Here is a 19,355-nt window from a genome sequence, read left to right on the forward strand (position 1 = left end):
TGGAAGCGTTGTTGTTGTTGGGGCGGCGGATTCGATCGTGGCGGTGCAGGTTATTGTTGTTGGCTGCCCACGATCGCCGGAATTTGTTGTTCTTGCCCAGACTTACTGCAGTTGTCGTGCCTACTTTGATTTTTTTCTTTTTTATCAGCCGCTTGCTTCATTGTCGTTGGTTCGAAGCAAACCGCCGGGTCATTTGTGTTACCTCGGGCTACCCATTTTGGCGCACTCCCCTGTGTGGGATGGTAACAACCGGTGCATCAAGAGGTAGCTGGCGTGCAGGGCCTACAATGCCTGTATTGATCGCTACAGACACTTGCACCATGGTCGAATGAACCAAAGCAGGGGGCATGGCAGGAAGCGGCAGGCAAGGGCGAGCCGAGGGGCGAGCCGAGGGGTGAGTCGAGGGGTGAGTCGAAGGGAGGGCAAGGTGAGCGGCCCAAGGGAGGCCGGGGCGAAGCGCGGGGCGAGGGCCCCAGGGTGTCGAGCCTGTGGTCTCGCGTCAGTGGCGCCGCGCCGCCTTCTTGCGCGGGATACCCAGACGCTGGCGGCGCTCCCACAGGCACTTGCGTGAAATTCCCAGCTTGTTGGCCAGCTCCGTCTCGCTCATCTGGTCCTGATGTTCGAGCACGAAGTGCTGGAAGTAGTCTTCCAGCGACAGGTCGTCCTCGGTAGCCGTGTCGGATCTTTCGGAGGCGGGCGCCTCCAGTGACGTGGCCGCCTCCTTGGGGGGACTGGGCGGGCGCGTTACCGGCACCGTTGCCAGGCCCAGGTCGTCCGGATGGATCAACTGGCCTTCGGCAAGGATCACGCCACGCTCCAGGGCATTTTCCAGCTCCCTGACGTTGCCTGGCCAGGGGTAGTCGGCGATGTCCCGCCGTGCGGCGCGAGACAGGTGCAGACCGTCGCGGGCGTGGCGCTTGCAGGCCTTGGCCAGCAGCACGTCGGCAATCTCGAGAATGTCGTCCTCGCGCTCGCGCAGCGGAGGCAGGTCGATCTGCATGACGTTCAAGCGGTAGTAGAGATCGAGACGGAAGTCTCCGCTGCGTGACAGGGCGCGCAGGTCACGGTGGGTGGCAGCGATCAGCCGAACGTCGACGTGGCGCGTCTCCACCGAACCGATGCGGCGTATCTCGCCTTCCTGCAGCACCCGCAGCAATCGGGCCTGGGCGTCCAGCGGCAATTCGCCGATCTCGTCGAGGAACAGGGTGCCGCCGTCGGCGGCCTCGACCAGTCCGGTACGCATGGCGCTGGCCCCGGTAAAGGCGCCCTTCTCATGACCGAACAGCTCAGATTCGATCAGCGTCTCGGGGATGGCTGCACAGTTGACGCAGACCAGCGGCGCCTCGGCACGGCGGCTCTGCTGGTGCAGGGCCTTGGCCACCAGCTCCTTGCCGGTACCGGATTCACCCTGAATCAGTACCGTCACGTCTGCCGGGGCGGTCTTGCGGATACGGGTGTAGACCGCCTGCATCGCCGGGCAGTTGCCGATCATGGTGTGGCGCCGTCCACCCTCGTCGGCGATGGCGGGCGGCGTGCTGCGCTGACTCGCCTGGCGGTGCAGTACTCGAGCCACGGTTTCCAGCAGTTCATCATGATCAAACGGCTTGGCGACGTAGTCCACCGCGCCGAGTTTCAGCGCATCCACCGCCGAGCGCATGCTGGCGTAGCTGGTCATGATCAGTACCGGGCAGGGGGCGGCGGCCTTGATCAGGTCGGTGCCGGGTGCACCGGGCAGGCGCAGGTCGCTGATGATCAGGTCGTACTCGCCAAAGCCCTGCCCGCATGCCTGCTCCACCGACTCGCATTCGCACACGCGGTGGTCGTGGCGTTCGAGCAGGCGGCGCAGGGCGCTGCGGATGATGGCTTCGTCTTCAACGATCAGGATTCGGCTCATGGATCGGCATATCCCCGGCAGGTCGATGGACATCGGGAGAAGGTAACCATACCTGAATTCTGGTGCCACCGGCCTGCCCCGGCAGGGGCGACTCCACCTCGACCTTGCCCTGGTGCTCGGCCACGATGCTTACCACCAGGGCGAGACCAAGACCGGTACCTTGGCTTGGCGGCTTGGTGGTGGTGAAGGGCTCGAACAGGTTTTCGCGCACGCTGGGATCGATGCCGGGCCCCTGGTCGGTGACCGACAGCCAGTGACGCTCACCTTCCTCGCCGGCGTCGATGACCACCAGGCCGTTGGCCGGGCTGGCGTCACGAGCATTGCTCAGCAGGTTGATCAATACCTGCAGCAGGCGCTGCTCGTCTCCCGTGATGTCGAGCCGCGCCGGACAGCGATTGTCGTAGCGAACATCGTCGCTCTTGCGGGCCAGCTTGAGCAAGTGCAGCGCCTGGTCGGCCAGATGCCTGGCCGATACCGGCGCGAAGTCGCTGCCGGTGACGTGGCGACCGCCGTGGGCAAAGCCCACCAGTGAGCCAACGATACGCGACACGCGCTTGGTCAGTGTCTGGATCTGTTCGGCGGTCTCGAGCACGTGGGGATCCGTGGTGTCATAGCGCAGGTTCTGGGCCAGCGATGAGATGCCGGTGATGGGGTTGCCAATCTCGTGGGCCACGCCGGCGGACATCTGGCCGATGGAGGCGAGGCGAGCCGCGTGGATGAGTTCGTTCTCCAGCCATTTCATCTCGCTGTGGTCCTCGACCAGGATGACCGTGCCACCAGCGGCGTCTGCCGCCGGCTCGTCCACCAGGCTGGCCTTGAGCAGGCTGACGTAACGCAACCCCCGGGGCAGCTCCACAGCTTCCTGGTAAAGCCGGTCCTTGTCGCTTTCCAGAATGGTCCCGAGCAGCTCGGCCCAGGGCGCGGGCAGGGCCTGGCGATGGGCGCCAATGATCTCCTCGCCGGAAATCTCGCTGAGCTCGGCCAGGGCGTCGTTCCACATCAGTACCTCGCCGTCGTCACCGAAGGCACACAGCCCGACAGGCAGTCGCGTCAGCATGCGGCGATGGTGACGTCGCAGCTCATCGAGTTCCCGCGCGAGGCCAGTGAGGCGAGATCGGTAGGCCTCCAGGCGGCTTTCGACGAAGTGGATATCTTCCTTCGGCACTCGCCCATCGCGCCGATAGGGCAGGTAGTGATCGACGATGTCCTGGGCGACCGATGGGCCCATCAGGCCGGACAGGTTGGCCTGGATACGGTCGCGCAGACGTCGCAGCGCGTAGGGCCTGGCATCCTTGGCAGATTGATGGAGGCTTGCCAGCGCCCGGGTCACTTCGCGCTCGGCGACCTCGTCGCCCAGCGCCATGGCCAGGCGCCGCCTGACGTCATCACTGTCGGCCAGATTCAGCGGCAGGCGCTTGGGGCGGATGACCGCATCCACCGAGCAGGCCTCGGCGGCCGCTCGTTCTCCGGCGGAGGTGGGGGTGATCAGCGACACCAGAATCAGGCTCAGGCCATTGACGCCAAGCGATACCAGGGCGACCGGATACCAGGCGGGCGAGTCGGTGACAGCCTCGTCGCCCAGGAGCCCGAGCAAGGCGTCCAGCGGCGCAAGCAGCGGCGGCAGATCGCTGAGCAGCGGCAGCCACAGGCCGGCACACCAGATCGCCACACCCAGGCCGAGGCCGGTCATCACCCCCTTGCGGTTGGCACCGGGCCAGTACAGCAGGGCCAGCAGACCCGGCAGACACTGAGCCATGCCAACCACCGCCACCAGCCCCAGTCGGGTCAGCTCGGTATTGGCGTCGACGGCCTGGGCGAACAGCCAGCCGGCCACAATGATGGCGCCGATCAGGCCGCGCCTTAGCCAGCGTAGCCAGCGATAGAGGTCGGGGTGCTCCACCGGGGGATGGGCGACCAGCACCAGATGGTTCAGCACCATCCCGGCGAGCGCCAGCGCGCTCAGGATCAGGGTGCCGCAGGTGGCGGCCAGTACCGCGACAAAGGCCAGGGCGGTGACGGCGGGGCTATCGGACAGCGCGAAGATGACGTAGGCGGCCTCCTGGATATCATCGGCCACCCCCATGCGCTGACCGGCCCACAGCACCAGCGGCACCGGCAGTGCCATCAGCAGCAGCACGAGCGGCAGTCCCCAGCCCGCGCTGAGCAGGGTTCGGCGACTGAGCGGGCGGGCGAAGGTCACGTGAAACATGTGAGGCATCAGCAGCGCAGCGGCGAAGAACAGCAGCAGCAGGGTTCTCCATTGGGCGGCATCGAACTGGCTCGCCTGTGCCTGGTGGACGCGGCCGGGCCCGTCCAGCCAGTGCTGCAGGTCGCCGGGGCCGTCGAAGATGGCGTAGAGCGCAAAGGCGCCCAGCCCGAGAAAGGCGACCAGCTTGATCAGCGACTCCAGGCCGATGGCGGCGGTCAAGCCGTCGTAGCGCCGATGGACGTGGGTATGACGGGCGCCGAACAGTATCGCGAACAGTGCGATCAAGGCACACAGCAACAGCGACAGCAGGCCTGGAGAGGCAGCGTCGGTGTAGCGATGGATGGCATGTCTCATGGCCTCCACCTGCATCGCCAGCAGCGGCATGACCGCCACCAGGCTCAGCAGGGTGACGCAGGTGCCGACCCAGCGGGAGCGAAAACGAAAGGCGAACAGGTCCGCCAGAGAAGACAGCTGGTGGGTTCGCGTCATGCGCTGCAACGGCAGCAGCAGGACCGGTGCCAGCACAAAGGCGCCGGCGGCACCCAGGTAGTAGGCGAGATAACCAAATCCCCGCTGGTGGGCCACGCCAAGACTGCCGATCACCGCCCAGGCGTTGGCGTAGACGCCCAGGGCCAGGATGCCGATCAGTGGGTGGTGGACCAGCCGCCGCGGAATCCAGCCGCGCTCCACCGCGCTGGCGGTGGCGAACAGTACCGACAGGTAGCCAAGCCCCAGCAGTACAAGGGAGACGAGCTCAGCGCTCATCCAGCGCTCGCTTCTGCTCGAGCCACAGGGTCAGGGCGATCAGTGCCCCCCAGATCAGGAACGGGCGGTACCAGGCGTTGCCGGGCTGGCCCCAGCCGGTCATCAGCAGCGGCGAGAGCAGATACCCGCAAAACACAAGCAGCAGCATGATGCGGTAGACGTACATGGCAGGCTCACTCGTTGGTGTCAGCGTCGTCGCCGTCCACTTGCAGCCCCTGCGAGGCGATGTCTGCGCGGGGGATCTGTCGAGGACGCCAGCGGCGGCAGGCGGCCTCGAGCTGCTCGGCCACCGGCGCCTCGCTCGCCGCCGGGTCGGGGGACTGCCCCAGCAGTGCCAGGGTGGCATGCAGCAGCCGGCGTACGTCACGGGGATCTTCGGGCAGCGGTCGGGCCAGGTTCTGCTTGGACAGCTTCTGCCCATCCTGCCCTATCACCAGCGGCAGGTGAAGGTAGCGCGGCGGCTCGGCACCGAGGGCTTCGAGCAGCTGCAGCTGCCAGGGGGTGTTGTCGAGAAGATCGGCGCCGCGCACCACGTCGGTGATGTTCTGGTCGATATCATCCACCACCACCGCCAGCTGGTAGGCCCAGAGGCCGTCCTTGCGCTTGAGCACGACGTCACCCAGGGCGGCAGGGTCGAAGCGCTGCAGACCCTGCAGCCGATCGTGCCAGCTGACCGGGCGCTGCCCCAGGTCGCTGCGCAGGCGCCAGGCCTGCGGGGCCTCGGGCTGGCATACGCCGTCGCGGCACCAGCCTGGATAGATGCCGTGGTCCCGCCACTGCTTGCGCGAGCAGCTGCAGGGGTAGGCCATGCCCTGCTCGGTCAGCCGCGCAAGGGCACGTGCATAGGCGTCATGGCGATGACTCTGGTAGCGCACCTCGCCGTCCCAGGCGAGGCCAAAGGTCTCGAGCTGGCGCAGGATGGTATCGACGCTGCCAGGAGGGCAGCGGGGGGGATCGACATCCTCGATGCGCAGGCTCCAGCGGCCTTGCTGGCTACGCGCATCCAGATAGCTCGCCACCGCGGCCACCAGCGAGCCGGCGTGAAGCGGTCCTGAGGGGGTGGGGGCAAAGCGACCATGGACGTGGTGCATGGGGGCTCCAGCGCTATCGGGAACAGGCAACCCTCGTGAACAGGCAGCCGCGGGGCAGGTGATCACGCAAACGGGCACCCTGAGGTGCCCGTTGTCGAAGGTCCGGCGAGGGGGGGATCAGCCGCCGAGCTGCTTTTCCTTCAGTTCGGCCAGGGTCTTGCAGTCGACACAGAGGGTGGCGGTGGGACGCGCTTCCAGGCGACGGATGCCGATCTCCACGCCGCAGGCATCGCAGAAGCCGTAGTCGTCCTCATCGATCATCTCGAGGGTCTCGTTGATCTTCTTGAGCAGCTTGCGCTCGCGATCGCGGGTCCGCAGCTCCAGGCTGAAGCCCTCTTCCTGGGTGGCACGGTCAGCCGGGTCGGCGTAGTTGTTGGCCTCTTCCTGCAGATGGCGAACAGTACGGTCGACTTCTTCCATCAGCTCCTGCTTCCAGCCAAGCAGAATCTGGCGGAAGTGCTCGAGCTGCTTCTCGTTCATGTATTCTTCACCCGCCGCCGGCTCGTACGGGATGAACTTCTTGGGCGCTTCCGGTTTTTTCTGTGCAACTGGCATGGGATTGCCTCATTACTTTAGTGACTGCTGATCAATACCCCACGCTAGGCTAAGGTATCTCACGCCAAAGGGAAGGTTGTTTAGCGGATATTTGGCCGTAGTGCAATACTTTTGCGCGATAACTACCAGTTTTCTCCCCGAAAGTCGTAGCCCGCATCGTCCGGATCAATGATTGGCGTCCTGGACGGTGACGGACGGCGACCAGGTTCCATGTTTCAATACCTCCATTGGACCATCAAGCAGGGCTCGGGTTCGCTGCGGGCCGCGATCAAGAGAGGAAGCCATGAGCTTTAACGCCAGGGTCGAAGGGGTCGCCCCTTTCCGTGTGATGCATCTGCTGGAACTTGCTCAGCAGCGCGAGGCGGCCGGCGAGGACGTGATCCATCTGGAGGTCGGCGAGCCGGACTTCTCGACCCCACCTGCGGTGCGCGAGGCCGGCCACCGTGCCCTGGACGAGGGACGCACCCGCTATACCCCTGCCACCGGTATTCCTGCGCTTCGCGAGGCGATTGCCGGCCACTATCGTGAGCACTTCGATGCCGAGGTGGCGCCGGAGCGGATTATCGTCACCCCCGGCGCGTCCGGGGCGCTGCTGCTGGCGAGTCAATTGCTGGCGGGGCCCGGAGACGGCGTGCTGATGGCCGACCCGAACTACCCCTGCAATCGCCACTTCATGGCGCTGGCCGGCGCCCGGGTAGACGCGGTGCCGGTAGGGCTTGATAGCGGCTGGCAGCTGAACGCCGAGCTGATCGAGCGGCATTGGCGCGACGATACGCGCCTGGCGATGCTGGCCTCGCCGTCCAACCCCACCGGCCATGTGCTCGAGCGCGCGGCGCTCGGCGCGGTGGTGGACGCGGTGGCCGAGCGTGGTGGTGAACTCTTGGTGGACGAGATCTACCAGGGGCTCAACTACGGCATGGCGCCGCTGTCGGTGGCGTCACTCAGCGATCGGGCCTTTATCGTCAACAGCTTCTCGAAGTACTTCGGCATGACCGGCTGGCGCCTGGGCTGGCTGGTGGCGCCCGAGGACGCCGTGGAGCCGCTGACGCGTCTGGCTCAGAACGTCTTCCTGGCCGCCTCCACGCCGGCCCAGCACGCGGCGCTGGCCGCTTTCAGCCCGGAGTGTCAGGCGTTGTTCGAGGAGCGCCGGCGAGAGCTCCAGACACGCCGGGACGCCTTGCTGGAAGGGCTGTCGCGGCTCGGCCTGGCACCGTCGCTGCCGCCCCAGGGGGCCTTCTATCTTTGGCTCGACATCTCCGCCTACAGCAACGACAGCCAGGCGTTCTGCCTGCGCCTGCTCGAAGAGGAGAACGTGGCGATTACCCCGGGGACCGACTTTGCCCTGCAGGGCGGCGAGCTCCACGTGCGCATCGCCTTTACCACCGAAGTGCCGCGTCTGCAGGAAGCGCTGGCGCGTCTGGAACGTTTTCTGGCACGGCAGGGCTCATGAACTACCCCACCCTGGTCGGCGGCGTATTGCTGCGCCGCTACAAGCGATTTCTGGCCGATGTGCGCCTCGACGACGGGCGCGAGGTGGTCGCCCACTGCCCCAACACCGGCTCGATGCGCGCGGTCAATGTCCCCGGCGCCCGGGTCTGGCTGTCCCCCAGCGACAATCCGGCGCGCAAGCTGGCCTGGACCTGGGAATTGATCGAACTGCCGTCTGGCGACGCCCAGGCCGGTGCTGCGTCGGCGTTGGCCTCGGTGCATACCGGACGAGCCAACCGGATCGTCGAGGAGGCTTTGCGCTCGGGGACGGTGGCCGAACTCACGGGTTATTCGGCGATCAAGCGCGAGGCCAAGGTGGTCAACGCCCGGCTGGACTTTCGCCTGGATGACGACGAGCGCCCGAGCTGCTTCGTCGAGGTCAAGCAGGTCACCCTCAAGGAAAGCGATGGCCACGGTTACTTTCCCGACGCGGTCAGCGAACGTGGGCGCAAGCACCTCGAAAGCCTGGCGCAGCTGGTGGCCGAGGGGAAGCGAGCGGTGTTGCTGTTCCTGGTCGTCCACGAGGGCATCGACGATGTCGCCCCGGCGATGCACCTGGATCCGGGGTACGGCGATACCCTGAGACGGGTGATGGCCGAGGGCGTCGAGGTGCTGGCCTACCGCATCCGCGCCCGGCGAGACGACCAGGGCAGGCCACTGTCGCTGACCCTGGATGCAGCCTTGCCGGTGCGGCCGATGGCGCAGTTCGTCGAGGCCTGAATCGGCGCTTCTGTGAGGGGCGGGTTCAGTCTGCTGCGGACGGACGGCAGTCGGGCAGGGCCGCGAGGACGCGCAGCATGGCGGTGTCGCCCTTGGCTCCCTCGCTGACCTGGTCCCACCACTGACGATGGATGCCGCGGACGCGCACCTCGACCCGTGGTATGCCGATCACCTGGGCCATGGCCATGCGGTGCAGTCCCTTGTTGATCTTGACCAGCTCGCCGTGCCGATCCACCGCCGCGCCCAGACGGTCCTTGCCGAGGCCATTGTCGAAGCCGAAACAGGCCATGGCCTCCATGTACAGGAGGTAACGGCGCAGATAGGCGAGGATGCGTTCGGGACGATCCAGCACCATGCCGTCGGAGTGCGAGGCCACCGGCTTGCCTCTGGCCAGGCGTTCGGCCAGCTGGTGGTAGCTGCGGCTCTGGCTTGGGTCGCGACGGTGTGCCCAGATGTCGGCGATGAAGTGCATGCGACGGCTCGACAGGGCGTGGGTCGTCGACAGATCCCAGTCGCCGTCCCATAACAGGCGATCGCTGATCCGGTGACGCTCGCGCCGATCCGGGAAGGAGCGTGGATAGTGGATCTGCTTGAGCAGCCGACGCGGGTCGACGCTGACGTCCAGGGCCTCGCCGTAGCGTGATTCGATACCGCGTCGGGGCAGGCCGCGGGCCTCGAGGGGCCGGCTGCCTGGGGCCTCGGACAGCCACAGGCGCAGGGCCAGGTGCTCCAGCGGCAGTGTCAGCGAGCGATTGATCAGTCCCTTGGCCCGCTGGGCCAGTCGTGACAGGCTCATGCGCGGGCCCAGACTGGGATCGTACAGGCTGGGGTCGGCGGGCTCACCGCCGGGCGTCAGCGGCATGTCGCGGCTGGCATCCAGCAGGCTGATGGCACAGCACAGTCGTGCCTTCAGGGCATCATCCACCGACGCCGGAGGCAACTGCTGGTACAGCGCCATCAAGGCGTCCAGCGTCGGGCGCTGGGCATCCGTCAGCGGAGGCGGCAGAACGACGCGGTCGACATCGAGCCGCCAGGGCGTGGCATCGGCCGGTGTGGCCAACGCCAGGCGCTGGCTCGCCAGGCGCGAGGCGAACACCTGCATCAGCCACGCATGGGGGGACTCGGCGGCGGGGTCGAAGCGCCAGACGTTGTGCCATGCCAGCACCAGGGTGTCGTGGATCACGTCCTCGACATCCCTTGGCGCGTCGAGAAAGTGGCGGGCGATGGCGGTCAGGTGAGGCACCGTCAGCCTGGCAAGGGTCTCGAGGCCGCCGGTGGCGCCCTGAGCGCACTCTTTCAGGGCGTCGCCGACCGCCGAGGTGACGGGTAGCGCGGAAGAGAAAAGGGGATCACTGGTCACGATAGAACCGTTTCAAGAAGCTGACTGCCTCGGGGGAAGCGTTGCGGTCAAGCTGCAGCGAGAGCCGAAAGCGCATCGGCGCACTGGTGTCGATGGCGAAGGTGGCGTAGCGCGAGATGCCATCGCCTTCCCGCAGGGTGCGAAAGGCCAGAGGTGTCTCGCCGGGCTTGCCCACCACCGAGACGCTGCCTTCGGTGGCGACGTTGAGAGCCTGGCCATCGGCGTCGCGAACGCTGAGGCTGACCAGACCCTGGTGCGGGCTGCGCTGGATATCCAGACGGCGGGCCATCTCCTCGGGGAGAAAGTCGGTGGTGATGGCGCTGTAGTGCGCCTCGATATCGCCGAAGCGCTCGAACTGCTGGGCCTGGGCTGGCGCCGTCGGCAATGCCTGCAGCGCCAGCAGCACCAGCAGCGACAAGGCGAGCGCGTATCGTCGGTGGCTGGCTCGATTGACGTTCATCTCATCCTCCTTGGCAGCAGGCCTGCCTGCTGACGTCCGACCCATTGCTGCCTTGACCCTCGGCCCATCCTGTCGCGCCGAGGCCTGTGGCGCGCCCGCGCCAGGTGTCAGCCGTCGCGGCTCACGCGAAAGATCGCGATCTCGCCAAACAGGTTGGGCCACAGCCGTGACAGCCGTCTACCTTCGTGGTCCTTGATGCCCACCGCGCGGTCGACGATGGTCACCCCCTTGTCACGACACAGCGCCTCGAAGTCATTGAACGTCGACAGGTGGATGTTGGGGGTGTCGTACCAGGCGTGGGGCAGCGACTTGGACACCGGCATGTAGCCGCGTAGCCCAAGATGGACCCGGTGGCGCCAGTAGGCGAAGTTGGGGAAGGTGATGATGCATTCCCGGGCCACCCGCAGCATTTCGTCGAGCATGCGGTCGGGGCGGCGCAGCGCCTGCAACGCCTGGGTCATGATCACCAGATCGCAGGCGTCATCCTCGAAGTTGGCGAGTCCTTCGTCGAGGTTCTGCTCGATGACGCTGACGCCCTTCTCGATGCAGGCGGTGATGCCGTCAGGATCGATTTCCAGACCGTAACCGGTGACGCCCTTGTCGCGCGCCAGAGCGTGCAGCAGGGTGCCGTCACCGCAGGCCAGGTCGAGCACATGGGCGCCCTCGGGAATCCAGCAGTGAATCAGGGTGAGGTCAGAGCGCATGGTCGGCCTCCTGGCGTGACGGCAGCTTGAGGTCATCGGCGACGCGTCTCATGAAGCCGGCGAAGATCGCTTGATAGCGTGGCTCCGGCATCAGGAAGGCGTCATGGCCGTGGGGCGAGTCGATATTGGCGTAGCTGACCGACTTGCCGGCACGAATCAAGGCGTTGACCAGCTCCTTGGAGCGTGACGGCGGGAAGCGCCAGTCGGTGCTGAAGCTGACCACCAGGAACGGACACTCAGCCGGGGCCAGGGCCTTGGCCAGGTCGCCCTGGTGGGACGAGGCCGGGTCGAAGTAGTCCAGCGCCTTGGTCATCAGCAGATAGGTGTTGGCGTCGAAGGAGGTGGAAAAGGCGTCGCCCTGGTAGCGCAGGTAGGACTCCACCTGGAACTCCACGTCGAAGCCGAAGTTGAGGTCTTCGCTGCGCAGATCGCGGCCGAACTTCGAACCCATGGCGTCTTCGGACAGATAGGTAATGTGGCCGACCATGCGCGCCAGCTTCAGTCCGCGACGGGGCAGGGTCTCGTGATCGGCGTAGTGGCCGTCGTGGAAGTCGGTGTCCGAGCGAATGGCCTGACGCGCGACCTCGTTGAAGGCGATGTTCTGCGCCGACAGCTTGGGCGTGGCGGCGATGACCACCGCGTTGGCGATGCGTTCCGGATAGGCCAGTGACCACTGCAGCACCTGCATGCCGCCCAGGCTGCCGCCGACGACGGCGGCGAAGCGGCTGATGCCCAGGCGATCGGCCAGGCGAACCTGGCTGTCGACCCAGTCGCAGACGGTGACCATGGGGAAGTCCGGCCCCCAGCGGCGGCCGGTGTCCGGGTTGATGCTGGAAGGCCCGGTGGAGCCGTGGCAGCCGCCGAGGTTATTCAGCGAGATGACGAAGAAACGATCGGTGTCGATGGACTTGCCGGGACCGATGTGGGCGTCCCACCAGCCTGGCTTGCGATCGGCCTCGTCATGATAACCCGCGGCGTGGTGGTGGCCGGACAGGGCATGGCAGATGAGGACCGCATTGCTGCGGTCCTGATTGAGGGTGCCGTAGGTCTCGTAGACCAGGTCGTAGGCCGGCAGCGTCTTGCCGCAGACCAGGGGCAGAGGGTCGTCGAAGTGCGCCACCTGCGGCGTCACCAGTCCGACCGAATCGCGAGTCGTCTCGGGCATCAGTCGTGTGTGTCCAGTGAAAGTTGGTGTTGTCGTGGCCGTGTACGCGAGCGTTGGTCGAGCCTAGAGCCCGACCAGCATCCCGGAGATACCGGCGGCCCGGACCAGCGAGCCCACCACGATGCCATCGATCAGGTTGATGCCGATGAACACCACGATGGGTGACAGGTCGAGCATCCCCAGCGGCGGAATCACTCGGCGTACCGGCGCCATGATCGGCTCCACCAGTTGCATCACCAGCAGCGCGCCGGGATGGCTGGCGTTGGGGGCGACCCAGCTGAGGATGATCATCACGATCAGCGCAAAGAAGTAGATCTTCAGGATCGCGCTGGCCAGGGCCGCGACGCCGGCGATGGCCAGGCCATCGAGCCTCGGCATGCCGACACCGGCCAGCTGCAGCAGGATGATGATGCTGATCACCTTGACCAGAAAGCCCGCGGCCAGGGTGGCCAGGTCAAAGCGGCCCATCACCGGGCCAAGCACGCTCTGGAAGGGACGCACCACCGGCTGGGTAATCTTGACCACCGACTGGCTCAAGGGGTTGTAGTAGTCCGCCTTCGAGGCCTGCAGCAGAAAGCGCAGCATCAGCAGGAACAAGAAGATGTTGATCAGGGTGTTGACCAGCAGCAGGCCAGCGTTTCCCAGTTGACTGCCCATGTGGGCTCCTCCGTCTTTGATTAACCCTTGCCGAGTTCGGCAGACATTTCCTGGGCACGCTTGGCACAGGCTTGCATGGCGCCGTCGAGCGCCTGCCGCAGTCCTGCCTGCTCCAGATATTCGATGGCCCTCTCGGTGGTACCCCCCGGGGACATCACATTGCGTTTCAGTTCACCGGGATCACGGTCGCTCTGCATCGCCATCGAGGCGGCCCCGTAGGCGGTCTGCATCGCCAGTCGGCGAGCGCTTTCTGCGCTTAGCCCGAGTTTGACGGCGGCCTCTTCCATGGCCTCGAACATCAGGAAGAAGTAGGCCGGTGCACTACCCGAGACGGCGGTGACCGCTTCCAGCAGGGCTTCGTCCTCGACCCATTCGATGATGCCGACGGACGTCATCAACTCGCCGACCAGGGCGCGCTGCTCGTCGCTGACGCGCGGGTTGGCATACAGCCCGGAGGCACCGGCACCGACCAGCGACGGAGTGTTGGGCATGCAGCGGACCACCGCCAGGCCGCCACCCAGCCATTGTTCCAAGGTCTCGGCGCTGAGGCCAGCCGCCACCGACACGATCAGCGGCCGACGCTTTTGCACCGAATCCCGTAGAGTCTCGCACACCTGGCGCATGATCTGTGGCTTGACCGACAGTACGACCACGTCGGCGTGCTCGATCGCCGCCAGATTGTCGGTGGTGGTATGGATGCCCAGGCGCTCGGCGAGCGGCGCCAGGGTGGCGTCACGGGTGGCGGTGGCGGTGATGGCATCGGCTGGGTAGCCGCTGTGCACCATGCCGCCGAAGATGGCGCTGGCCATGTTGCCGGCGCCGATAAAGGTCACGTTGCTGGCCATGCGGGGCTCCTTGAAGGGTAGGGCATTGGATATTCGGACAAACAGGGTAGCGTCACCAGGCCTGTCGTGGCGACGGGCTCACTGGCGCGAGCCAAAGATCGCGGTGCCCAGGCGCACGATGGTGGCGCCCTCCGCGACGGCAGCCTCCAGGTCGGCACTCATGCCCATGGACAAGGTGTCCAGCGGTGCGTCCGGCAGCTCTCGACGCAGCGATGACAAGGCCTCGGCCAGTAGCCGGAAGGGCTCGCGCTGCGCTTCTGGGTCTTCGCTGGGGGCCGGGATGGCCATCAATCCGCGCAGACGCACGTGAGGCAGCGCCGCCGCCAGGCTCGCCAGCTCAGGCAGCTCCTCCAGGCTGACGCCTGATTTGGTTGCTTCGCCGCTGACGTTGACCTGCAGACAGATATTCAGTGCGGGAAGGCCATCCGGGCGCTGATCGCTCAGGCGCTGAGCGATCTTGGCACGATCGACACCATGGACCCAGTCGAAATGGCTGGCCACGTCACGTGTCTTGTTGGATTGCAGCGGTCCGATGAAGTGCCAGTGTATGCCAGGGCAGTCGCCCAGTTGGGCCTGTTTATCCAGCGCTTCCTGTAGATAGTTCTCGCCGAAGTCGCGCTGGCCCAGGGCATAGGCATCCCGGATCATGTCGGCTGGCTTGGTCTTGCTGACCGCCAGCAGCAGGGCCGCGTCGGGCGCTCTTCCCGCCGTTGCAAGTGCCTGATTCAGGCGTGTCCGGGCTTGGGTCAAGGATTCGGCAATCGTCGTGGTCATCGGCCTGGGTCTGTCCTATCGTGGGGCTCCCTGCCCCCGAGTCGGGGGTTCAAGCCTGGTAAGCCCATGGATATTACCGAACTGCTGGCACTCTCGGCAAAGCAGGGCGCCTCGGATCTGCACCTGTCGGCGGGACTGCCACCGGTGATGCGCGTCAATGGTGAACTGGAGCGTCTGCCTGGCCCGCCGATGGGCGATGGTCAGGTCAGATTGTTGCTCGAGTCGTTGATGGACGAGGAGCTGCGCGAGCAGTATTCGCGTACCCACGAGGCCGACTTTTCCCACCAGATACCGGGTCTGTCGCGTTATCGCGTCAATGCTTTCGTCCAGCAGCGCGGGGCGGCGGCGGTCCTGCGTACCATCCCCGATCGCATCCCGACGCTTTCGGAGCTGGGGATGGGCGAGATCTTCGAACGTCTTGTCGCCCTGCCGCGGGGGCTGGTACTGGTGACCGGGCCCACCGGGTCCGGCAAGAGCACTACGCTTGCGGCGATGATCGACCATATCAACCGCCACCGTCGCGACCATATCCTCACCATCGAGGATCCCATCGAGTTCATCCACCACAGCCAGCAGGCGCTGGTGTCCCAGCGAGAGGTACACCGCCACACCGAGGGCTTTGCCGTCGCCCTGCGCAGCGCCCTGCGCGAGGATCCCGACGTCATTCTGGTCGGAGAGATTCGCGACCTGGAAACGGCGCGCCTGGCCATGACCGCGGCCGAGACCGGGCATCTGGTATTTGCCACCCTGCATACCGCCTCCGCGGTCAAGACCATCGATCGGATCATCGATGCCTTCCCGGGTGATGAAAAGAATGCGGTGCGGACCATGCTGTCGGAGTCGTTGCAGGCGGTCGTCTCCCAGGCGCTGCTGCCCAGCAGCCGGGGCGGGCGAGTGGCGGCACGCGAGATCCTCCTGATCAATCAGGCGATCCGTCATCTGATCCGCGAGGACAAGCTGGCCCAGATCTACTCATCGATGCAGACCGGCGGCCAGGCCGGCATGCAGACCCTGGACGCCGACCTGGCGAGACTGGTGGCGTGTGGCGAGGTGGCGCCGGAGGATGCCCGGCGCCTGACGCGTGAATCTCTGGTCGATAGCGCGCCGAGCGCCGGCTGGAGCGGCGGGCAGAACGAGGGCTGGGTGAGCCCCCAGGGCGAAGGCTGGGGGTGAGGCGGTGGTTCAGAGCCAGTCGTGACCCTTTAGCGGGCGTAGAGCCCGCCGAGCACGCGCTCTGCGCTGGCGCCGGTGACCGACGGAAGGTTGCCGGGTTGCAGATTCAGTCGGGCATGGGCCAGCCAGGCAAAGGCGGCGGCTTCCAGCCAGTCGGCCGGCCAGCCCAGGGATTCGCTGTCCAGTAGAGTGGCCTCCGGCAGCTGGCGCGCAAGGCGTGCCAGCAGGTCCAGGTTGCGTGAACCGCCGCCGCAGGGCACCAGGTCGAGGGAGGCAGGGGCGGTAAAGTGCTCCCGCGCCATCTCGATGCCCAGGGCGACGCTGGTGGCGGTCAGTTCCGCCAGGGTGGCCTGGACGTCCTGTGGTGACTCTGAACCGTTCAACTTCGCCTCTGCCCAGTCGAGAGAGAACAGCTCACGCCCGGTGCTGCGAGGCGGTGGGCGGTGAAAGTAGGGCTCTGCCAGCCAACGTTCTAGCAGTGCGGTATCCACCTGGCCGCCGGCAGCCCAATCGCCGTTGGCGTCGAAGGGGGTGCCGCGATGGCGTTGGTGCCAGGCGTCGAGCAGGGCATTGGCAGGCCCGGTGTCGAAGCCCAGCGGGGCACGCGGGTCCGAGGTCGGCGGCAGCAGCGTCAGGTTGGCGATGCCGCCAAGGTTCAGCACCAGCCGCCAGCGTTCGGGGTGGCGAAATACCTGCTGGTGGAAGATCGGTGCCAGTGGTGCGGCCTGACCACCGGCGGCCAGGTCGCGGCGGCGGAAGTCGGCGACCACGGCACAGCGAGTCAGCTCGGCCAGCCGGCTGGGATTGTCCAGTTGCAATGTATAGGGGGGCGAGCCTGGCTGGTGGCCGTAGGGGGCATGCTCGATGGTCTGCCCATGGCTGCCGATGGCAGCGATGTCCTCGGGTTCAAGTCCCTGTTGCTCGAGCAATCGCTGGACTGCCTCGGCCTGGCACTGGCAGAAAGCCTCCTCGGCCCAGGCCAGGTCAGCAAAGCTGACCTGATCGGCGTGGGCCAGTTGCCACAGCCGCTCACGCAGAGCCTGCGGCATGGGAATGCCGACGCTGGCCTCCAGAGCTGCCGTGCCTGTGGCGTCAAAGCGCACCAGGGCGGCGTCGATCCCGTCCATGCTGGTGCCCGACATCAGTCCAATGAAGCGTTGCATGGGCCTTGTCATCTCAACCGGTGGAAAGGTTCATGGTAACATCCCCGCCACTGTCTATACCTGGCGCCGGCGCCGTGACGACGTGCCCCTGCTGACGGGGGCGTCGATGTCCGCGCAAGGGCCGATTGACCAAGCCAAGCCGAGCTGGAAAGCCGAATTGATAAGTGGAGTGAATACCATGAGCGATGTGGACGAGGCCCTTGCGCTGATTCAGCGCGGCACGCACGAGATTCTGCTGGAGGATGAGCTGAAGAAAAAGCTCGATTCCAGGCGCAAGCTGAGAATCAAGGCGGGCTTCGATCCGACCGCGCCGGACCTGCACCTGGGCCACAGCGTACTGTTGACCAAGATGCGCCAGTTTCAGGATCTCGGCCACGAGGTCATCTTTCTGATCGGCGATTTCACCGGACGCATCGGTGATCCCACCGGCAAGAACGTCACCCGCAAGCCGCTGACCGAGGCCGAGGTCAAGGCCAACGCCCAGACCTACAAGGAGCAGGTGTTCAAGATCCTCGATCCCGACAAGACCGAGGTTCGCTTCAACGCCGAGTGGTTCTCCGAAATGAGCGCCGCTGACATGATCGAACTCGCCGGTCAGACCACCGTGGCGCGGATGCTCGAGCGCGATGACTTCGAAAAGCGCTACAAGGGTGGCCAGGCCATCTCGGTACACGAGTTCCTCTACCCGCTGGTGCAGGGCTATGACTCCGTCGCCTTGAAGGCTGACATCGAGCTGGGTGGAACCGACCAGAAGTTCAACCTTCTGATGGGCCGCGAGGTGCAGAAGCACTTCGGTCTCGAGCCCCAGGTCGTCATTACCATGCCGCTGCTGGAAGGCCTCGACGGCGTGCAGAAGATGTCCAAGTCGCTGGGCAACTATGTCGGCGTCGACGAAGCGCCGGGGGCGATGTTCAACAAGCTGGTATCGATGCCCGACAGCCTGATGTGGCGCTATTTCGAACTCTTGTCGCTCAAGGACAATGCCGCCATCGAGGATCTGCGCGCGCGGATCGAGCGCGGTGACAACCCTCGTGACATCAAGATGGAGCTGGCGCGCGAGCTGATTGCCCGCTATCACGGTGATGAAGCGGCGGCGAACGCACACCGAAGCGCCGGTAACCAGTTGGCGGAAGGTGAGCTGCCCGAAGACCTGCCCGAGGTCGAGGTGGTCTTTGAAGGCAGCGATCAGGCGCCGATTGCGGCAGTGCTCAATCGCTCGGGACTTGCCAACAACAGCGCCCAGGCCAAGGACATGCTGGGTAATGGACGTGTGCGCGTCGATGGCGAAGTGGTGGCCAAGGATCTGATGCTGGCGCTCGGCCAGAGCTATGTCATCCAGGCCGGCAAGAAGCGTTACGCCAGAGTGACGCTGCGCGGCTGATCCGCCGGTGTGACCATCGCTTCCGGGACGCTCGCCACTGGCGGGCGTCCTTCGTTTTGCCACCCGCCTGCCTGCGACCTGTCCACAGGCGGGTGCGAGAAGATGGCTGTGGGTAACATGAAGGCGCGAGTCGTGGGGCAGGCGAAGGCCAGGGCCAAGGCTGGCGCAGCAAGGAAAGCTGGCGCAGCAAGGAAGGTGCATCAAGCAAGGTGCAGCAGGCAAGGTGCATCAAGCACGGCGCAGCAAGGAAGAGACGCAGCAAGGGTGGCTTGGTAACGACAGGTGCGGCTTCCGGGGGCGTAGCGGCAAGTGAAAGGACAGGCCGGCTCGCTGCACCAATCAGCTATTGAGCAATGGTGTGGAATAGCGCAGTAGAAATAGCGCAGTAGAGACGTGAAGTATGGGGTGGGTGTTGGAGGCTTCTGGCTCATGACGATGTGATGACGCCGGCGTGAAGTTTTTTTACACGAAGTGCTTGCCAAGGCCGGTCCCGATCCGTAAAGTACGCATCCGCTGCCGGCGACGAGCAAACGTCACAGGCGGTAAAGAGTGGTAAAAGTGATTGTTTTGAAAAGGCTTTTTCAAGTCTCCGAAAAATTCTCCACTTGACGGGCAACGAGAAATCGGTAAAATGCTCGCCACTCGATCGGAGTCGCCAGGACGGCATCGCAGGATGCGCGTCAGGCTCGCTTCGCTTTCTCTTGGGTCCTGCAGGCATCGCTTGCACGGCGAAAAAAGAAAGCCTTGACGAAACACTTCGATTCTGTAGAATACGCCTTCCTCGCAGGGCGCTGCGCCAACAGGCGCTGCAAAGCGAGAAGCTCTTTAAAAATTGATCAGGTAATTCATGTGGGCGCTTGCCGATGAGTCAGTGACACTGTCACTGAAATATCAAGGCAAGCGACTCGTCAAACGAGACGTTTGAACCTTGAGCCAAGTTTGGTCCGCTTA

General features: G+C 65.3%; 17 protein-coding genes. 4 read left to right on the plus strand and 13 right to left on the minus strand.

Annotated features, from left to right (window positions below):
- Positions 1–499: 499 nt before the first annotated feature.
- From KUW00_RS08090 to dksA, 5 genes are all read right to left on the minus strand, one after another.
- Entirely contained in the window at positions 500–1,894 is a 1,395-nt protein-coding gene (locus tag KUW00_RS08090) for a sigma-54-dependent transcriptional regulator (RefSeq protein WP_108448695.1), read from the minus strand.
- On the minus strand, positions 1,872–4,868 hold the full coding sequence (locus KUW00_RS08095; RefSeq protein WP_222568757.1) for an ATP-binding protein: 2,997 nt from the start codon (positions 4,866–4,868) through the stop codon (positions 1,872–1,874). The genes KUW00_RS08090 and KUW00_RS08095 overlap by 23 nt, the downstream gene beginning before the upstream one ends.
- Entirely contained in the window at positions 4,858–5,034 is a 177-nt protein-coding gene (locus KUW00_RS08100) for a hypothetical protein (RefSeq protein ID WP_045993292.1), read from the minus strand. Before KUW00_RS08100 ends, KUW00_RS08095 begins: the two co-directional genes overlap by 11 nt.
- Before the next feature lie 7 nt (positions 5,035–5,041).
- Positions 5,042–5,959 carry a tRNA glutamyl-Q(34) synthetase GluQRS gene (gene gluQRS / locus KUW00_RS08105; RefSeq protein ID WP_108448697.1) on the minus strand — a complete coding sequence of 306 codons (918 nt, stop codon included), beginning with the start codon at positions 5,957–5,959 and terminating at the stop codon, positions 5,042–5,044.
- A 117-nt stretch (positions 5,960–6,076) separates the two neighbouring features.
- Entirely contained in the window at positions 6,077–6,514 is a 438-nt protein-coding gene (dksA, locus tag KUW00_RS08110) for an RNA polymerase-binding protein DksA (protein WP_045993290.1), read from the minus strand.
- Positions 6,515–6,797: 283 nt separating this feature from the next.
- Between dksA and KUW00_RS08115 the strand changes: the two genes are divergently transcribed.
- Both KUW00_RS08115 and sfsA read left to right on the plus strand, forming a co-directional pair.
- On the plus strand, positions 6,798–7,964 hold the full coding sequence (locus KUW00_RS08115; protein WP_124805260.1) for an aminotransferase class I/II-fold pyridoxal phosphate-dependent enzyme: 1,167 nt from the start codon (positions 6,798–6,800) through the stop codon (positions 7,962–7,964).
- On the plus strand, positions 7,961–8,722 hold the full coding sequence (sfsA, locus tag KUW00_RS08120) for a DNA/RNA nuclease SfsA (RefSeq protein WP_222568758.1): 762 nt from the start codon (positions 7,961–7,963) through the stop codon (positions 8,720–8,722). The genes KUW00_RS08115 and sfsA overlap by 4 nt, the downstream gene beginning before the upstream one ends.
- A 25-nt stretch (positions 8,723–8,747) precedes the next feature.
- On the opposite strand, the gene KUW00_RS08125 is transcribed toward sfsA, so the two are convergent.
- From KUW00_RS08125 to KUW00_RS08155, 7 genes are all read right to left on the minus strand, one after another.
- Complete coding sequence (locus KUW00_RS08125) at positions 8,748–10,082, minus strand: RNA polymerase sigma factor (RefSeq protein WP_222568759.1); 1,335 nt, start codon at positions 10,080–10,082, stop codon at positions 8,748–8,750.
- Entirely contained in the window at positions 10,072–10,542 is a 471-nt protein-coding gene (locus KUW00_RS08130; protein WP_162816430.1) for a DUF4426 domain-containing protein, read from the minus strand. The genes KUW00_RS08125 and KUW00_RS08130 overlap by 11 nt, the downstream gene beginning before the upstream one ends.
- A gap of 107 nt (positions 10,543–10,649) precedes the next feature.
- Positions 10,650–11,246, minus strand: coding sequence for a methionine biosynthesis protein MetW (metW, locus tag KUW00_RS08135; RefSeq protein WP_222568760.1), 597 nt, complete (start codon positions 11,244–11,246; stop codon positions 10,650–10,652).
- Complete coding sequence (locus KUW00_RS08140; protein WP_045993285.1) at positions 11,236–12,411, minus strand: homoserine O-acetyltransferase; 1,176 nt, start codon at positions 12,409–12,411, stop codon at positions 11,236–11,238. Before KUW00_RS08140 ends, metW begins: the two co-directional genes overlap by 11 nt.
- Positions 12,412–12,474: 63 nt before the next feature.
- Positions 12,475–13,068 carry a YggT family protein gene (locus KUW00_RS08145; protein WP_045993284.1) on the minus strand — a complete coding sequence of 198 codons (594 nt, stop codon included), beginning with the start codon at positions 13,066–13,068 and terminating at the stop codon, positions 12,475–12,477.
- A 20-nt stretch (positions 13,069–13,088) separates the two neighbouring features.
- A complete protein-coding gene (proC, locus tag KUW00_RS08150) occupies positions 13,089–13,913 on the minus strand; it encodes a pyrroline-5-carboxylate reductase (protein WP_108132181.1) in 825 nt (274 codons plus the stop codon).
- A gap of 78 nt (positions 13,914–13,991) precedes the next feature.
- Positions 13,992–14,687, minus strand: a complete 696-nt coding sequence (locus tag KUW00_RS08155; protein ID WP_222568761.1) for a YggS family pyridoxal phosphate-dependent enzyme — start codon at positions 14,685–14,687, stop codon at positions 13,992–13,994.
- Positions 14,688–14,753: 66 nt separating this feature from the next.
- Between KUW00_RS08155 and KUW00_RS08160 the strand changes: the two genes are divergently transcribed.
- Positions 14,754–15,860, plus strand: coding sequence for a type IV pilus twitching motility protein PilT (locus KUW00_RS08160; RefSeq protein WP_213229420.1), 1,107 nt, complete (start codon positions 14,754–14,756; stop codon positions 15,858–15,860).
- 29 nt (positions 15,861–15,889) lie between these two features.
- Here the strand turns inward: KUW00_RS08160 and KUW00_RS08165 are convergent, their stop codons facing one another.
- Complete coding sequence (locus KUW00_RS08165) at positions 15,890–17,023, minus strand: anhydro-N-acetylmuramic acid kinase (protein ID WP_108448704.1); 1,134 nt, start codon at positions 17,021–17,023, stop codon at positions 15,890–15,892.
- Between the two features lie 178 nt (positions 17,024–17,201).
- On the opposite strand from KUW00_RS08165, the gene tyrS reads away from it, so the two are divergent.
- Positions 17,202–18,404 carry a tyrosine--tRNA ligase gene (gene tyrS / locus KUW00_RS08170; RefSeq protein ID WP_222568762.1) on the plus strand — a complete coding sequence of 401 codons (1,203 nt, stop codon included), beginning with the start codon at positions 17,202–17,204 and terminating at the stop codon, positions 18,402–18,404.
- Positions 18,405–19,355 lie beyond the last annotated feature (951 nt).

Source organism: Halomonas sp. DP5N14-9, from assembly GCF_019802175.1.
GTDB lineage: Bacteria > Pseudomonadota > Gammaproteobacteria > Pseudomonadales > Halomonadaceae > Halomonas > Halomonas litopenaei.